Annotated in this window: 14 protein-coding genes and 2 tRNA genes; 6 read left to right on the forward strand and 10 right to left on the reverse strand. The window is 56.5% G+C overall.

Features of this window, described 5'->3' with window-relative positions; genetic code table 11:
* Positions 1-127: 127 nt before the first annotated feature.
* From SH467x_RS07750 to SH467x_RS07760, 3 genes are all read right to left on the reverse strand, one after another.
* Positions 128-200, reverse strand: a tRNA-Ala gene (locus SH467x_RS07750).
* An 11-nt stretch (positions 201-211) separates the two neighbouring features.
* Positions 212-285 (reverse strand) — tRNA-Ile (locus SH467x_RS07755).
* A gap of 201 nt (positions 286-486) precedes the next feature.
* Entirely contained in the window at positions 487-765 is a 279-nt protein-coding gene (locus SH467x_RS07760; RefSeq protein WP_482370702.1) for a ferredoxin family protein, read from the reverse strand.
* A gap of 240 nt (positions 766-1,005) precedes the next feature.
* On the opposite strand from SH467x_RS07760, the gene SH467x_RS07765 reads away from it, so the two are divergent.
* The gene (locus SH467x_RS07765; protein ID WP_482370703.1) at positions 1,006-1,554 is read left to right on the forward strand and encodes an RNA polymerase sigma factor; all 549 of its coding nucleotides are present in this window, start codon (positions 1,006-1,008) and stop codon (positions 1,552-1,554) included.
* Positions 1,555-1,571: 17 nt separating this feature from the next.
* Here SH467x_RS07765 and SH467x_RS07770 read toward each other — a convergent pair whose 3' ends face one another.
* The gene (locus SH467x_RS07770; RefSeq protein WP_482370704.1) at positions 1,572-3,962 is read right to left on the reverse strand and encodes a bifunctional diguanylate cyclase/phosphohydrolase; all 2,391 of its coding nucleotides are present in this window, start codon (positions 3,960-3,962) and stop codon (positions 1,572-1,574) included.
* Between the two features lie 405 nt (positions 3,963-4,367).
* Here SH467x_RS07770 and SH467x_RS07775 point away from each other — a divergent pair, with 405 nt between their 5' ends.
* From SH467x_RS07775 to SH467x_RS07790, 4 genes are all read left to right on the forward strand, one after another.
* Positions 4,368-6,311: a TolC family protein gene (locus tag SH467x_RS07775; protein ID WP_482370705.1), complete on the forward strand. Its 1,944-nt coding sequence runs from the start codon at positions 4,368-4,370 to the stop codon at positions 6,309-6,311.
* A 108-nt stretch (positions 6,312-6,419) separates the two neighbouring features.
* Positions 6,420-7,202: an MBL fold metallo-hydrolase gene (locus SH467x_RS07780; protein ID WP_482370706.1), complete on the forward strand. Its 783-nt coding sequence runs from the start codon at positions 6,420-6,422 to the stop codon at positions 7,200-7,202.
* A 23-nt stretch (positions 7,203-7,225) separates the two neighbouring features.
* The gene (locus tag SH467x_RS07785) at positions 7,226-7,504 is read left to right on the forward strand and encodes a hypothetical protein (RefSeq protein ID WP_482370707.1); all 279 of its coding nucleotides are present in this window, start codon (positions 7,226-7,228) and stop codon (positions 7,502-7,504) included.
* 6 nt (positions 7,505-7,510) lie between these two features.
* A complete protein-coding gene (locus SH467x_RS07790; protein ID WP_482370708.1) occupies positions 7,511-8,650 on the forward strand; it encodes a trans-sulfuration enzyme family protein in 1,140 nt (379 codons plus the stop codon).
* Positions 8,651-8,655: 5 nt separating this feature from the next.
* On the opposite strand, the gene SH467x_RS07795 is transcribed toward SH467x_RS07790, so the two are convergent.
* The 4 genes from SH467x_RS07795 to SH467x_RS07810 all read right to left on the reverse strand — a co-directional run bounded on the left by SH467x_RS07795 (position 8,656) and on the right by SH467x_RS07810 (position 11,735).
* On the reverse strand, positions 8,656-9,549 hold the full coding sequence (locus tag SH467x_RS07795) for a dihydroorotate dehydrogenase electron transfer subunit (RefSeq protein WP_482370709.1): 894 nt from the start codon (positions 9,547-9,549) through the stop codon (positions 8,656-8,658).
* A 92-nt stretch (positions 9,550-9,641) separates the two neighbouring features.
* The gene (locus SH467x_RS07800; protein WP_482370710.1) at positions 9,642-10,421 is read right to left on the reverse strand and encodes an alpha/beta hydrolase family protein; all 780 of its coding nucleotides are present in this window, start codon (positions 10,419-10,421) and stop codon (positions 9,642-9,644) included.
* A 15-nt stretch (positions 10,422-10,436) separates the two neighbouring features.
* Positions 10,437-10,847: a hypothetical protein gene (locus SH467x_RS07805; RefSeq protein ID WP_482370711.1), complete on the reverse strand. Its 411-nt coding sequence runs from the start codon at positions 10,845-10,847 to the stop codon at positions 10,437-10,439.
* Between the two features lie 66 nt (positions 10,848-10,913).
* A complete protein-coding gene (locus SH467x_RS07810; protein WP_482370712.1) occupies positions 10,914-11,735 on the reverse strand; it encodes a 3-keto-disaccharide hydrolase in 822 nt (273 codons plus the stop codon).
* A gap of 279 nt (positions 11,736-12,014) precedes the next feature.
* Here SH467x_RS07810 and proS point away from each other — a divergent pair, with 279 nt between their 5' ends.
* The gene (proS, locus tag SH467x_RS07815) at positions 12,015-13,541 is read left to right on the forward strand and encodes a proline--tRNA ligase (RefSeq protein WP_482370713.1); all 1,527 of its coding nucleotides are present in this window, start codon (positions 12,015-12,017) and stop codon (positions 13,539-13,541) included.
* 2 nt (positions 13,542-13,543) lie between these two features.
* Here the strand turns inward: proS and SH467x_RS07820 are convergent, their stop codons facing one another.
* Positions 13,544-13,873, reverse strand: a complete 330-nt coding sequence (locus SH467x_RS07820) for a hypothetical protein (protein WP_482370714.1) — start codon at positions 13,871-13,873, stop codon at positions 13,544-13,546.
* A 163-nt stretch (positions 13,874-14,036) separates the two neighbouring features.
* On the reverse strand, positions 14,037-14,780 hold the full coding sequence (locus tag SH467x_RS07825; RefSeq protein WP_482370715.1) for a hypothetical protein: 744 nt from the start codon (positions 14,778-14,780) through the stop codon (positions 14,037-14,039).
* Between the last annotated feature and the right edge of the window lie 38 nt (positions 14,781-14,818).

Consider the following 14,818-nt stretch of genomic DNA (forward strand, 5'->3'; position numbering starts at 1 on the left):
CGACTTTCGCGTTTCTTTCGGCGACTTGCGTCGCGTCCGATTTGCGTCGGTCGAGGGAGCGAGAATCATCCAGATTTCTTTGTCGGCCGCAAGGCCTTTTTTGAAATTGTTTTGGATGATTTTCGAGTGGAGGTGAAGGGACTTGAACCCATGACCCTCTGCTTGCAAAGCAGATGCTCTCCCAACTGAGCTACACCCCCGAACTAACCAGTGCGCACGCGTGGATTCGAACCACGGACCTCGTCGTTATCAGCGACGCGCTCTAACCAACTGAGCTACGTGCGCGAATCCAACTAGCGGGTTCCTGGCCGGAACCAGGAGCGAGAATCCTATCGATCTCTTCGCTCCTGTCAACGCGGTTTTTTCAAAAACCACACCGACTCGCTTTTTCAAGGCCTGCCGTGCATCCTTGCGGAGACCAGTTTATCGTTCCTTCTCATCCCGATCTTGAGCCGTCTACTCGAGAATTCCCAAGATTCCCATGAATCACGAATCGACAAGCGGCTTCTTCTTCTCCGTAATCACCTTGCTCTGTGGCGCTTGCTCCGCATTCATCGCGATATAGCTCTGCCACTCCGAAGGTACATTGTCCTCGTGGAAGATCGCCTCAACAGGGCACTCGGCGACGCACGCCTCGCAGTCGATGCACTCATCCGGATGGATATAGAGCATCTTCTCCCCTTCATAGAAACACTCCACGGGGCAGACCACCACACAGTCTGTATATCGGCAGCCAACGCATGGTTGGGTTACAACGTGCGTCATTTCCATTCCCTCTTTCTTTGTGCGAAACCTATCGAAAAGATTGTCGGGCAAGCCCAAATCAATCTGGTTTTTCCAAGCCGGAACAAACGCGACTCGCATCGTAGGGGCGAGGAATCCAGGTGTCAAGAAACTTGAATCTGCTTGCTGTCGTCCATCTCGCTACCTAATATTGAGTAATTCCCCCGCAACCGAATCGCTCCCGACGACTCGAATTCGTTCGCCCCTTTTCCCTGCAATGCCGTGGCACTCTCCAACCTCGATCGCGAACTGCTCGACAAGTGCCTCGCTAAGGACTCCGCTGCCTGGCAAGAGTTCACCGACCGCTTCCTGGCCTTGATCGTCCACGTCGTCAACCACACGGCAGCCTCCCGAAACATCCAAATCACCACCGAATCTCGCGATGATTTGGTCGCCGAAGTCTTTCTCTCTTGGATCGAAAAAGACTTTGCCGCACTCCGCCGATTCCGCGGCCGAAGCTCGTTGGCTACCTACCTCACCGTCATCGCTCGACGCGTGATCGTCCGAAGACTCTCCCAACTCAGAATCCCCAACGCGCACTCCAGCCTCCTGTTCGATGTCCCAGGCTCCTCACCCGCCCCGCATCTCCACGATTCTCTCGATTTCCAATCTGCCCTCGCCAAGCTCTCTCCCAACGAAGCGACAGCTCTGAAAATGTTCCACTTGGAAGGCTGCACCTATCAAGAAATCGGATCCCGAATCGGCATGCCCGAAAACAGCGTCGGGCCACTCCTGTCCCGCGCTCGCGACAAAATGAAGAGCTTGGTGTAAGCCCCGTCAGGCGAAACCTACTGAACGCTCGCGAGGGTCGGCTCGCATAGGGAAAGGTCCGACCGCAAATGCGCTCGCTGAATGCTCAAACAAATCTCGACCAAATCCTGAACCAGCGGCGCGAGAGACCCCCAATCCGCAACCGCCTTCCGCTCCAAATCTCCTTGGAGCTCCTCGATGATCTTGCCTATCCAAGGCATTTCGATCTTTCGCGCCAAAGCCTGCAAACTCTCCAACCGCGGCTTGAGCCCCACCAAATTCCCCGACTCAAAACAGTGGATCACCCGCTCCAACTGATAACCAACCATCAACGCGCTGTCGAGCATCGCCACGTCCCCGATTCCTGAAACCGGACGCCAACCGTAAGGCGAATCCGCAAATCGCTCCACCCACTCGGCGTCGAAACGACTCCCGGCACCTTGCCTCAACCAAGCAATGGCCTCGTCATGCGAACAAGGTGACTTGGAAAGCTCGGATGTAACCATGTCGTACGCATTGGCGATCGCCAGAATCTTCGCGCCCGCAATGACCGCGCTATCCTCCAAAGCATCCAACTCCTGGACCGATGCGATCTGATGCGTAACGATCCCCAAAAGCACCTTACTCTGAAACGCGGATCGCAGGATCTGAACCCCCTTCGCTACACGATCCGGACCGCTATGTTCCTCCGAACTCTCCCTGTCCAGCTCTGTCGCTAGACAGCCGATATCGTGCAACATCCCGGCGATTTCCAAGGTGTAGAGCTGCCCAACCGGCAGCGCTCCGCGGGCCATCGCCACGCATATCTCCGCCACGCGATGCGAGTGCGCGGCCAACACCGGAGACTTTGCGATCAACGCGGAATTCAACGTCACGACGGCATGATACGAAACCGGTTGCTCCTCCACGTCGGTAGACGCCAGCTTGGCCGCCTTCTTTCGCTCCTCTTCCTTGGACTGCTCCTCCAACTCTGGACTCCAAACTCGGAATCCATTTCGCCCACCATGCTTGGCCGCATAAAGCCCCTGGTCCGCTTGCTCGATCTGGGCCTCAATCGTCGGCGCCCCCTGGATACTACTCGATACCCCAAGACTCGCGGTCACCCGGTAAGGATTCGCAAGTTCGGTGGCGATTCCTCCTCGAATCTCCTCGGCCATCGCCGCCCCATCCTCCAACGTCGCGTTGGAAAGGACGACGCAAAACTCCTCCCCGCCGAATCGACCCAATACCGCTCGACCTTCGACAATCCGAGATACCGTCTTCACGACTTCCTTCAAAACGGCATCCCCAGCGGAGTGACCATGCTGGTCGTTCAGTTTCTTGAAATGGTCGATGTCCATCATGATGGTGACCAATCCGCGATCCCCCTGATTCCGCGTCCCCCACAGCGTAGCGATTTTTTCCAGCAAGGCCCTGCGGTTCAGCGCTCCAGTCAGCCCATCGCGTGTGGCCAACTCATGCAGCACCTCATTTTGCCTGCGAATCTGCTCCTTCGATGTCTCCAAATCACTCAACACCGTGAGCAAATGCCGCCGCTGCACCTCCATCAACGTAATGTCTTCAAAACTAACCAATGCACCGGAGATGTTCTCTTGAGCGTCAAACACCGGAGTGGCGTTCACCATAAACGTCCTCGGTTCATCGCCGGTCTTCAAGTGAATCTTCACCCCAGCCTTTTGGGATTTCTCACGAATGACGTACTCCCAAGGCCAATCTTCTTCGGAAGCCTCGCGCGACCATCCCAACTGATTGAGCCGCTGACGGGTGAGCTCATCGATCGATTGCGATACATACTTGGCAAACGAATCATTGACCAAAAGGATCTTCCCTTCGGCATCGAGAATCACCACCCCACCTACGATGGTGTCCAACGTATTGCGAACCCGTTTCGGCACCGCACTTTTCGGATCAAGCACGCTGAGTGCCTTGTTCAGAAACAGCGAAAAACTGCCGAAGTTCAAAGCAAAGCCAATCGCAGCCACTACCAACCAACGAGCCAGAATGGCAACCATATCAGGGGCAACCGGCTGAAACGCGATCTCCAACTCAGCAAAAACCGAGTTCCCTCGCATCAAGGGTATTCGCACTTGATCCAACGTCGAAGGGGACTCGATAGGGAGGGTCCAATTCTGCTCGTGCCCAGGGCTTGCATAAAGAACCAGCCCATCATGCCGCAGAATCCGAAGACTTCGCAAATCGTCAATTTTACGCAGCAGCTCTCGGCACCCCATCTGCAGCTTTATGCTGTCAACGTTGCCAAGTTGGGTCGAGCAAGCGGTCGCAATCAACCGACTTTTCTCCACCCGCTCCTTCTGCAACTCGACCGTCTCGTCTTGAAAAAGTCCCGTCAACTGCCCAGCCACCATCGGTCCAAACGACATCGTCGCGAGGATGATCGCCATCTTGTAGGTGATCTTTAACCTTGGCATGGAAGAAGAAACTTATGGTGCTTTGACAGAAGTAACGCGTGCTCGGATTTCCACCACGTACTCTGCAGAAGAAACCTCCCAACTGTTGAACAATTTCGAGGACACGCCCACCCAACCGTTGAAATTGCAATCATTTGCGGCTTATCGTCGTGAGAATAAAACGGCTGTGCGGATTATGTCGATCGCGTAAAACGGCCGCTCCCTCCCGTCCTCGCTGAGGTTCGCATTTTGACAACTGGGCAGAATTCTCCACCTGGGCAGACCCTGCGCTCCTTGCCTCGCAATCAACCGATGCATCAGGAATAAGCCGCACTCCATCCGGTTTGCGTTGAGGGAAGCGGTTACCCGAACGATAACGTGAAATGCGGGCCAGGAAGGTCCGCAACACCATCAAAGGAGTGTCGAGTGTTTTTGCGGGGCAAGATGACTCAAGGAGCCGTCGGGTGGGCGTTCATCGCTTCCGTATCGCTCTGCGCCCCAATGCTGCGGCCAGCTCAAGCCTGGCAGACACCCCAAGCTGGGCAGAAGTCCACGTCCGCCACGTCTCCACGAGAAATCTCCAGCGAGGATTTCGAACGCTTTCTCCAAGCCAATCCGCAGAAGATGGCTCCCCCCCTCGCCCCCGCCGCAACAAAGTCGCTTCCTGAACCGACCCAACAACCGATTCGCCTATCACCCCCCGTTGCCCTCCCTCAACCCGTTGCCCTCCCTCAACCGGTTGCGATCACTCAACCCGATGTCCGCCCACCTCTGTCCCGGCAACCCGCGGTCGAGGCTTACATCCCAGACGAAAAGGAGGATATGCCCTCCTTTCCATGGGGCGGAGCTTGGTGGGAGTCCCCTTCGAGCGGTGCCCAACGCCCCCTTTTGACCTCCCGCCAGGATCGCATTTGTTACGTTCAGTTGGACCAACTCATCTGGCTCTCGACCCAATACTCCAAACGCCTACAAAGCATCCTAAAAGTACCCCGAATCCAGCGGACCGAAGTCGATGTCGCTCGCGGCGATTTTGACGCTCGCAGCTTCGCGCAATCCACGTTCCGCGACACCTCGGACCCAGTCGGCAATACCCTGACCACAGGTGGCCCCACACGACTCAACGATTATTTCTGGGAAAACGCAGCCGGGATTCGCGATCGCAATACCTTCGGAGGCAAGACCGAATTCAGCCAATCCTTCAACGCGAGGGATAGCAACTCCCTGTTCTTCCAGCCGAATAACCAAGTCGACTCGAAACTGACCCTCAACTACACGCAACCTTTGATGCGAGGGTCCGGTGTCTTCTACAACACCTCCAGCATCGTCATCAACGAGACCAAGACGGCAGGGTCGATCGCCATCGCGAACCGGGAATTGCAAGATCAGACGATTCGGATCCACTCGATCTATTGGGAGCTGGTCCTGGCCCGATTCCAAATGGTCCAAGCCATCAATGCACGCGCTCGCTTCGAAGACCTGAAGACCCGTTTGCAATATCGAGAAGGCCGCGATTTGCTCGCCATGTACTTGCTTCGCGCCGACAAAACGATCGCGGAACAAGACGCTTTGATCGCCGAACTCAAAGCCAAAATTCGAGGGTTCCAAGCGGAACTCGCCGTTTTGGTCGGGGCCCCCGATATCCAACGGACGGTTTGCGATGAACTGATTCCGATGACCCTGCCCGTCGCTTCCCTTCCTCCGATCGATTCGTTCGAGGACGAATACTACAACGCGATCATGTATCGCGGGGACGTTCAAGCCATACGGCAGGAAATCGCGATCGCCTCGATCCAAAGACAAATGGCCTTCCAAGAACTCAAGCCGACCCTCGATCTGGTCCTGGAAGGCTACGTCCGAGGATTGGAAGGGGACAAACAACTCCTGCAGTCCTTCTTGAGACAATTCGATACCGGCGCGCCGAGCTACGCGGGAGGTTTCGTTTACCAAAACCCGATCCATAACCGCTCAGCACGCGCGAACCAATTGGGTAAGTCGCTCATGCTCGAGAAACTGGTGTGCGATTTCGAATACAAACTCATGGAAGCGGGCGCGCAAGTCTATCGATCGGTGGAACGGACCAAAGGAACCTACCTCTCTATCTTCGCGGCGCTGCGAGCCGCCGAAGCCGCAGCGGCAGAAGTCGAAGCCTACGATTCTCGACTTGAAGACTATTTCTCTGACAGCGGGTCCACAAGCTCGATCCTCAACGAATTGATCGATGCCGAAATGCGTCTGGTGGTCGCCGAACGCGAACTCGCAACCAGACAGGTCGAGCACATGCAGGCCTTGATCCAGGTCAAATACGAATCGGGAACCCTGATCACCCTGGCAACCGAAAACAACCCGCCAGAAGACATTCCTCTCCGCTAACCGTTTTTCATTTGCTTTCCAGTTCCCTACAATGCCCAGTCGGCGACGTCCCGACCAACACCGTTGGCGAGTCGTCACGTCTTCTCTTCCACTCCCTAGGCAGAACGAATGCTCCAACGCAAATACATCTTTCCCAATGTGATCGAACTGAATGTCCAAGCCGGACATTTGATCGGATGCAACGTCTACCTGCTTCACGATTCGGAAGAGTGGGCTCTCATCGACGTCGGATACGAAGATGATGTCGATGAGATCGTCGAGCTCATTCGAAATTTGGACTTCGGTCTCTCGAAATGCAAAACCCTGATCGCCACCCACGCCGACGTCGATCACTGCCAAGGGCTCGCGAAGCTCAAACAAATCCTCAAGACCACCGTCACGGCCCATCCGAAAGCTGCCAGCCTCCTCGAAGCCGGCGACCGCCTCAAGACATTCGCCGAAATCGAAGCCCAAGGAATCCATGAGGAGATGCCGGCGGTCACCGTGGAGAACCATGTGAACGATGGAGATGTCATCACCATCGGAAACCTTTCGCTCGAAGTTTGGTCCACGCCCGGACACGCTGACAGCCAACTCGCCTTTCGCTTCGGGAACCTCCTGCTGAGCGGGGACAATATCTATCGAGATGGGGGTGTCGGCGCCATCGATGCACACCATGGGAGCGATATTCCCGACTTCATCACCTCCCTGAAACGCATCCGAGATGCCGACGTCGAGTGGCTCCTTCCCAGCCATGGGCCTTACTTCCGTAAAGATCCCAAGATGATCGACCAAGTCCTCGCGAGATTGAATAGCTATCTGCACCTCTCCGATTTTGGAACCTGTGCCATCGGCTGGCCCTTGATCGATCAATGGGAGCAAGAAATTGCAGAAGGCAAACTTCCTTCATAGTCGGATCATGTCGTAATCGGATCATGTCGGAACCTACAACCGCCCCGCCACAGCCTACCCGGCAACCGCCCTCCAGCCGCACGCCGCTGCTCGATCGGCAGACGACTCGCGTGATCGTATTCGTCACGTTATTCGGTGTTACCGGGTTCCTCGGGCTTCCGCTCCTCTGGTTCAGCAGCGCGTTCTCGCAGCGCGAAAAAATAGTTTGGTCGGTGATCAACACGCTCTATACGCTCGCCTTGATCGGAATCACCGCGGCGATCTGCTGGTGGTCCTATCTTCAGTTCAAAGCGATCTGGTAGCGAAACATGAAACAGCCCAACCCACGACCTCTTTCACCTCCCATCCAACTCTCCGGTGTCTGGGAAATGGATTCCATCGAACAAGCCGATGGGATTCTCGGCGGAACCGGCGAAGGCTTCGTCTATCGCCGCGACGGACACCCCAACGCCCAAGATCTCGCCTCCCAACTGGCATCGCTCCATCGCTTCGAACATGGGATGGTTACCGCGCAAGGGATGAGCGCCCTGGCCGCCGCGTGCCTATCCCTCCTGCAACCGCGAGACACTGTCATCCTCGCTCAACCCCTCTACGGCAAGACCTCGTACTTGATCAAAGAGGAACTCCATCGCTGGGGTATCAAGTGGATCGATGTCGATGCGACCGATCTCAACGCTTGGGATGCAGCCTTAGCCCAACGACCGCAACTCGCCATTGTTGAAACGATTACCAATCCGCGGATGAGCGTCCCGGATCTTCAAGCCATTTGCGACCGAGCCCACGCATCGAATTCCGACCCCTGCCTCGTTCTCGTCGACAACACCTTTGCCACCCCAGCCCTTTGTCAACCAATCCGATTCGGCGCCGACCTGGTGATGGAAAGCCTGAGCAAATTCGCTTGCGGACACGGCGATGCGATGCTGGGCTTCCTCGGCGGAAACGCGGAGGTTTGGGGCCGTGTACGAAGCACGGTCAGCGCCTACGGTCTTGCAAGTAGCCCGCTCGACTGCTGGCTGACCCAGCGAGGCCTTGCTACCCTCGATGTCCGGATGGATCGGGCGGCGGCGACCGCTCAAGTCCTCGCGGAAAGATTCACCAATCACCCCGCTTTGCGATTTCTCGATTACCCGGGTCTTCCCACCGACAAAAGCCATCGCGTCGCCTGCTCGCAATTCGGCCAACGCTTCGGAAACATGATGACGCTGCACCTTCATGGCGGCCTCGACGCGGCGAATCGCTTTATTTCCCTCGCGAAGAACGCGATCCCCTTTTGCCCCTCTCTCGGCGATACCCGAACCACCCTAAGCCACCCCGCTTCCACGAGCCACCGCTCCTACTCGACGGACGCATTGCAACGGCTGGGTATCGACGGCGGAACGCTTCGGTTCTCGATCGGATTAGAACCACCCGATGCACTGATCTCCGCCATCGAACTGGGACTGGCGTAAAGCGGTCACTCCCAAACGATCGAATCGGCCGGAAAGATGGGACCATCCATGCAAGTCCGCTTGTAATCCCATTCGCCATCCTCTTGCCGGACCTTCGCCACGCACGTGAAGCATATGCCGATGCCACACGCCATCGGAGTTTCTAAAGAGACTTCACAGGGAACTCCATAGCGAGCGGCGATCTCACTCACGGCACGCATCATCGGCTCCGGCCCGCAACAAACGATCCGCTTGCTGCTGCTCGTATTCTCTTCCAACAACGGCACCAACACGTCGGTCACTCGGCCTGGGACTCCCATCGACCCATCCTCGGTCGCAATGTGGACATCGCTGCATGCCGACTGGAACTCCGGTACACCCGCTAAATACTCGCGATTCCTGGCGCCATAGCAGAGGGAAACGCGCTTCGCGTACGCTTCGGTGCAAACATCCGTTCCGAACTTTCGTTTCCCTAAAGCGGCGAGCGCGGTCGTCAGCATCGGCGTTTGGCCAACCCCTCCCGCTACCAAGATCAAATGCTCGACCGGGGATGTGGAAAAGTGATTCCCCAATGGCCCCCAAATCTCGACTTGGTCACCCGCAACACATTTTGAAAGGGCACGCGTGAATTTGCCCTTCACGGTATACACCACGCTGATCCCCTCCGGTTTCCCATCGGCGCCATCGTGCACATCATAAAGAGCAAAGGCTCGACCGATCAAAGGATCATTCGCCCCGGCGATGCGCACCATAAAGAATTGACCGGGCAACGTCCGGCGGGCAAATCCAGGAATCGCAAGGGTCAATTGCCAAGTATCTTTTGCAATCACCCGATGCCGCACAATCGGCGTCGACACGAATTCGAATCGGGGTGAGCAAACTCCCTCGGTACCGGCCGGGGCAACGGTTGGTCTATTCATAAATCCAACAAGGACAGGGGTATTTCATTCTAAAACGCAACGACATCCACCGTCACCAGCCGGAACACGCTAGGGGACGGCGGCTGATGGCTTCATTCGAAAGATTGGCACCAACTATTTATCTGAGTTGCGACCCAGCGACAATGCCTTTCGTCGGTGAGCAAGTGACCGCAGTTGGGCAAGGTTATCAGCGATCGAGGCCCTTCCGGTCGAGTTCTTGCATTGGCGAAATCGCAATTCCACAACGCATGCTCGTACGCAACCGTCTCATCCGTCGGAGAATGCAATGTCAACATCGGCTTTCGCAGCGCTGCGACAATCGCAGGTAGATCGACACTGCGGAAATCTTCAAGCATCTGCCGTTCGACTGGATAAGTAAACCCTCCAATCGTGACTTCCCCTCGCCCTTCGCGCACGATGGCTGGGTCCATCGATTCCAAGAGGGAGGCTAAATGATGGGTATCGCTCGGGGCAGCCAATGCAATCACGCCGATCACCGATTCGATTCGCTGGGTCATGGCCAAACTGGCGGCGCCGCCGAAACTGTGCCCCATCAGGAAGTCGGCTCCGTCGTACTCCCGCTCCAAGAACTCCGCAGCCGCCTGCAAATCCTGACAATTGGTACTGAAATTCGACTTGGGAAATTCCCCTTGGCTCCCTCCGAGCCCCCGAAAATCGTACCGCAGTACAATCCAACCGAGATTCGCCAACTCCCGAGAGATCCGAACGATCGCTTTGAGATCCTTGCTGCATGTAAAGCAGTGCGAAAAAAGAATCGTACCTAGCCGCTCCGCATCAGGTACCTCGAGGATCCCCGTCAACTCCAATCCATCCGACGTCGGAATGACGACCCGTTGCGAATGCCTAGCCATGTCGTTTCCTCCTGGTTACCGTACGCGTCGCATCGAAATCGTTCCCGTATCCTTGGCCGCTGCAAAGGATCCGTACAATCCATTTCCTATCACGAACGAGTCCATGCGGTAACTGCCGAGCATCGGACCCAATGGTTTGTTGGCCACCAACCGCACATTCCCGGTCGCATCCAACCTAGGTTGCATCGAAACCTTGTAGGTAAACGGAATCACTACAAAGAATCGACCGCTGAATCGAGCATCGTACCCTCCCTGGCCATTGGGCCGAATGGTCGCCCGCATGGGCCCCTGATGCCCCGTCGACTGGCTTTGCCATTGCCCCTTCCACGTTCCCACCGGACTTCCCGCCCAAGCGGCCGAGGTACTTGCACTCGCGAGCAACGCACCCACCACACCTACCATCCACAGGTTCTTGATCGACACCATCCCGCAATACCTCAACTCATGGAGCAAAACAAAGGGGTTTACTTACCAGCGACGCAAACCTGCCGACTACTTCGGCGGTTCGTAAAGCTTCGCCAAATCGTCCAAGGGCACAATCCAAACGTTCCGATACTCGGTAGGACTGTTGTGATCTTGCAAGAACACCGGCCCAACCTGTGTCTCTTTTAACTTAGGTGCAATTGCTTGTAAATAAGGAGTCGTGCCGAAGCGAAAGGGATGAAAGACGGAGCGGGGCTCTTCGAACGGTGTGTTTTCTTGGACCTTCGAACCGTTCAACCAAGCCGTGATGCGCCCGGGCTCCGTGATGGCCCCCGATTCGTTTCGTCGAGGAGCGCGATAGCGGATGTCGTAGACCTGCCATTCTCCGGCTGGTTTCGCGGCGTTCCTCAGAGGTTTCGCAAAGCCGTAGATCGAACCCTCGTCCTGCTGCGAAAGCTTGTCCTCCGGCCGGCCATGGCTGTCGAGAATCTGAAGCTCGTAATGGCCGTGGATGTAGATGCCACTGTTCCCTTCCCCCTTGGGACTGACCTTGAACTCGACGTGGATGTCCGCGTCCCGGAAATGCCACTTCGAAACGATATGGTTTTGATTCTTCCCTTTGGTTGACGTCAACACTCCGTCTTGGAAAGGCCAATTGGTTGGACCACCGTCCATCGCGAGAAACGCATGCTCCTTTTCCCCCAAAAGCACGATCGCCCTCTCGGGTGGCGCTGCAGGGATCTTGGACTGGTCGGGCTTGAACTCCTCCTCCCCCCTCACGCGATGGGCCGAGCCAGACCAACCCGTACCGAGAAGACAGACGCATAAACCGAAAACGGAAAGGGATCGGAACCAAGTGGGTGCGACGTAGCGGAGGGGATGGATTCGCATGGTGGAGGATGACGGTGCTTCCGGGGAAACAATGAAAGGTGGAATCAAGCGATCGAGCGGCAGGCGAGTTCCCCTATTGTACTCCAGCCTCGCGCCCCTTGGGCTTCCCTTCCCGCCGCGTCATGTGGAAAGAACCGTCGGCGGACCCCTGTCGAAGCTCGCAACGGAGTATGAACGAGCAACGGATCACTCCGAACGGGAACTCGGCTGGAAGGGACGAGCGTTTCCGATACACTTTTCGCAGCCCAAACCCCAGAACATCTTGAGGACGAAGATTCCATGGCCGCCAAAACAGCGATTACCCCCACCCGCGCCGAAGACTACCCAGAGTGGTACCAGCAAGTCATCAAGGGAGCGGACATGGCGGAAAACTCGTCCGTGCGCGGCTGCATGGTGATCAAGCCTTGGGGATACGCCCTGTGGGAAAACATGCAGCGAGTGCTGGACCGTATGTTCAAAGAGACCGGTCACCAGAATGCGTACTTCCCGCTCTTCATTCCGATGAGCTACCTGGAAAAGGAAGCGGAGCACGTCGAAGGTTTCGCGAAAGAGTGCGCTGTCGTCACGCACCACCGACTCGAACCAGACGGAAAAGGGGGCCTCCGTCCGGCCGGCCCCCTCGAGGAACCACTCATTGTCCGCCCCACGAGCGAGACGATCATCGGAGCGACGTACGCCAAATGGGTCCAATCCTACCGCGATCTTCCGATCCTTATCAATCAATGGGCCAACGTGGTCCGCTGGGAAATGCGAACCCGTCTCTTCCTTCGAACCGCGGAGTTTCTGTGGCAGGAAGGACACACCGTGCACGCCACGGCCGAAGAAGCAATGGAAGAAACTCGCAAAATGCTCGATGTCTACGCCGACTTCGCCGAGAACTTTATGGCCATGCCGGTGATCAAGGGCGAAAAGACAGCTGGCGAACGCTTCCCCGGTGCGGTCCACACCTTCTCCATCGAAGCCATGATGCAGGATGGCAAAGCCTTGCAGGCCGGCACGTCCCACTTCCTAGGTCAGAACTTCTCCAAAGCCCAGGAAATCAAATTCCAAGACCAAAACAGCGAGATCGCTTACGCTTGGACAACTTCTTGGGGCGTTTCCACCCGACTCGTCGGTGCCTTGATCATGTCCCACTCCGATGACGACGGACTCGTGATTCCCCCCCGATTGGCACCGATTCATGCGATCATCATGCCGATCTATCGGGATGCTGCGCAGCGAACCGAAGTTCTCGAGTACTGCAAATCTCTCCAACAAGAACTCCGCACTCAATCGTTCGGCGATGACAAAATCCGCGTCGATATCGATGACCGCGATCTGCGCGGCGGCGAGAAGAAGTGGTACCACGTTCGCCGGGGTGTTCCGATCCGTATCGAAGTCGGCCCCAAAGACTTGGCCGCCAACGCCGCTTTCGTCGCCCGACGCGACACCAACCAATCGGCTGGGATGCCTCGCGCGGAATTGGTTGCCAATATCAGCTCCATGCTGGAGGAAATGCAAACGAATCTCTTTAACCGCGCGCTACAAATGCGAGAAAGCAGAACGGTCGATCTCCACTCCGAAAAGGAATTCCGCGATTACTTCGCCGGCGATGAAGACAAACCGAAAATTTCCGCCGGCGGATTCGCACGCTGCTGGTTCGCCAGCGAAGAAGAAGTGCAGGGGATTCTCGATGAACTGAAAGTCACCATCCGCTGCATCCCACTTGCTCCAACAGGAAGCGACGCACCATCGAAGACGACCGGCAAGTGCTTCCTTACCGGCAAAGAAACGAGCACGATGGCGATCTTCGCGAAGTCGTACTAACGTTAGGGGGGCGAGCAGAAGCAAGCGGACGAGCAAAGCATTGCGCCGAAGCTGCTTGTTCGAAGCCGATTATCAGCGGCGATGGTCCATCCGAGTCGGATTTCGTACTCGCAATCGTACTCAGTGAAACGGTACTCGTACTCGACCAGAACACAGCTGGCCGAGGGGATTGTCGATCGCGCGATGTTGGCTGCTGAATTGAGGGAAGTCGTGCTGAAGTCGAGCACGAGTACGAGTACGAGTACGAGCACGAGTTCGAGTTCGAGTTCGAGTTCGAGTTCGAGTTCGAGTTCGAGAAGAATTTGCTGGCGGGGGCAATAAAAAAAGGTCATGGTATGCCGCTCCATCGTCACACCATGACCATTATGTCGGAGGATCCGTGGGTGCGAATGATCCGACTTCCCAATCCGTGTTAGAAAAGGTATCGACCGAACCAACTCGGAAAAAGAAGCGAAGCAGCACCAGGCGTTACAGCTTACCTGACCAGTGCGACCATTACCTGGCCAATACGACCGGCCCTGGTACGGTTGCCACAGGACTCAGCGTGGCTGTCTTGAGAGGATGTGGTTCCGATTTCAAGTAGGGACTTGTCGGACCTTCTGCAGGAGGAGCCGGTGTGAACGACTTCACGCTGATGGAGTCGGACCCGCTCGAAGCGCTTCCCCAACTCGGAAGCTTCATGCCGAACACACTGCGGTCGTTGGACTTCTTCGCCACGGCAGGTGCTGCCCCGTCGGACGGAACTTGGTAGCGATTGACGACGACCGAGTCGCAACCCGCTTTCGCATCGCAACCTGGAGCGCCGTGACAACCACCTACCGGCCCACAGCCTGCCGCACTGGCATGGCGATGGAGCAGGTTGCAATGATGCTTGCAGTCGCACTGCTGATTGACGTGATGCATGCAATGGGCAATCGCCGCAGCGCGTTCGGCGGGATAGGTCGCCCACAACATCGGGCTGCTTTCGTTGCAACTCATCCGAGTCGCGAGCGCCGAATAGGGTCGATCGCACCCCATAGGATGGAACGCCATAACAGGCCCACCACCACATCGAACACAGCCCGCATTCGCATTACTTTCTTCCCCGGCCAAGTTCGCGACGGGTGGAAGATTGGCTCCGTCAAGGAACTGCGGAGCAGGTTGAACAGGTGAAGGTGTCGTGGGCCCGACGATTTCTTGGGCCGGAGCGCTAACGGCAAATGACAGCGTTAGCAGAATTGCTTGCATCGTGCATCGCATGGTTTCAATCAACCTAGTTGAGGGTCGTCCGTGAATCA

The organism is Brakhagea slesvicensis, from assembly GCF_052161625.1.
In the GTDB taxonomy this organism is placed as follows: Bacteria; Planctomycetota; Planctomycetia; order Pirellulales; family Pirellulaceae; genus JBKCUI01.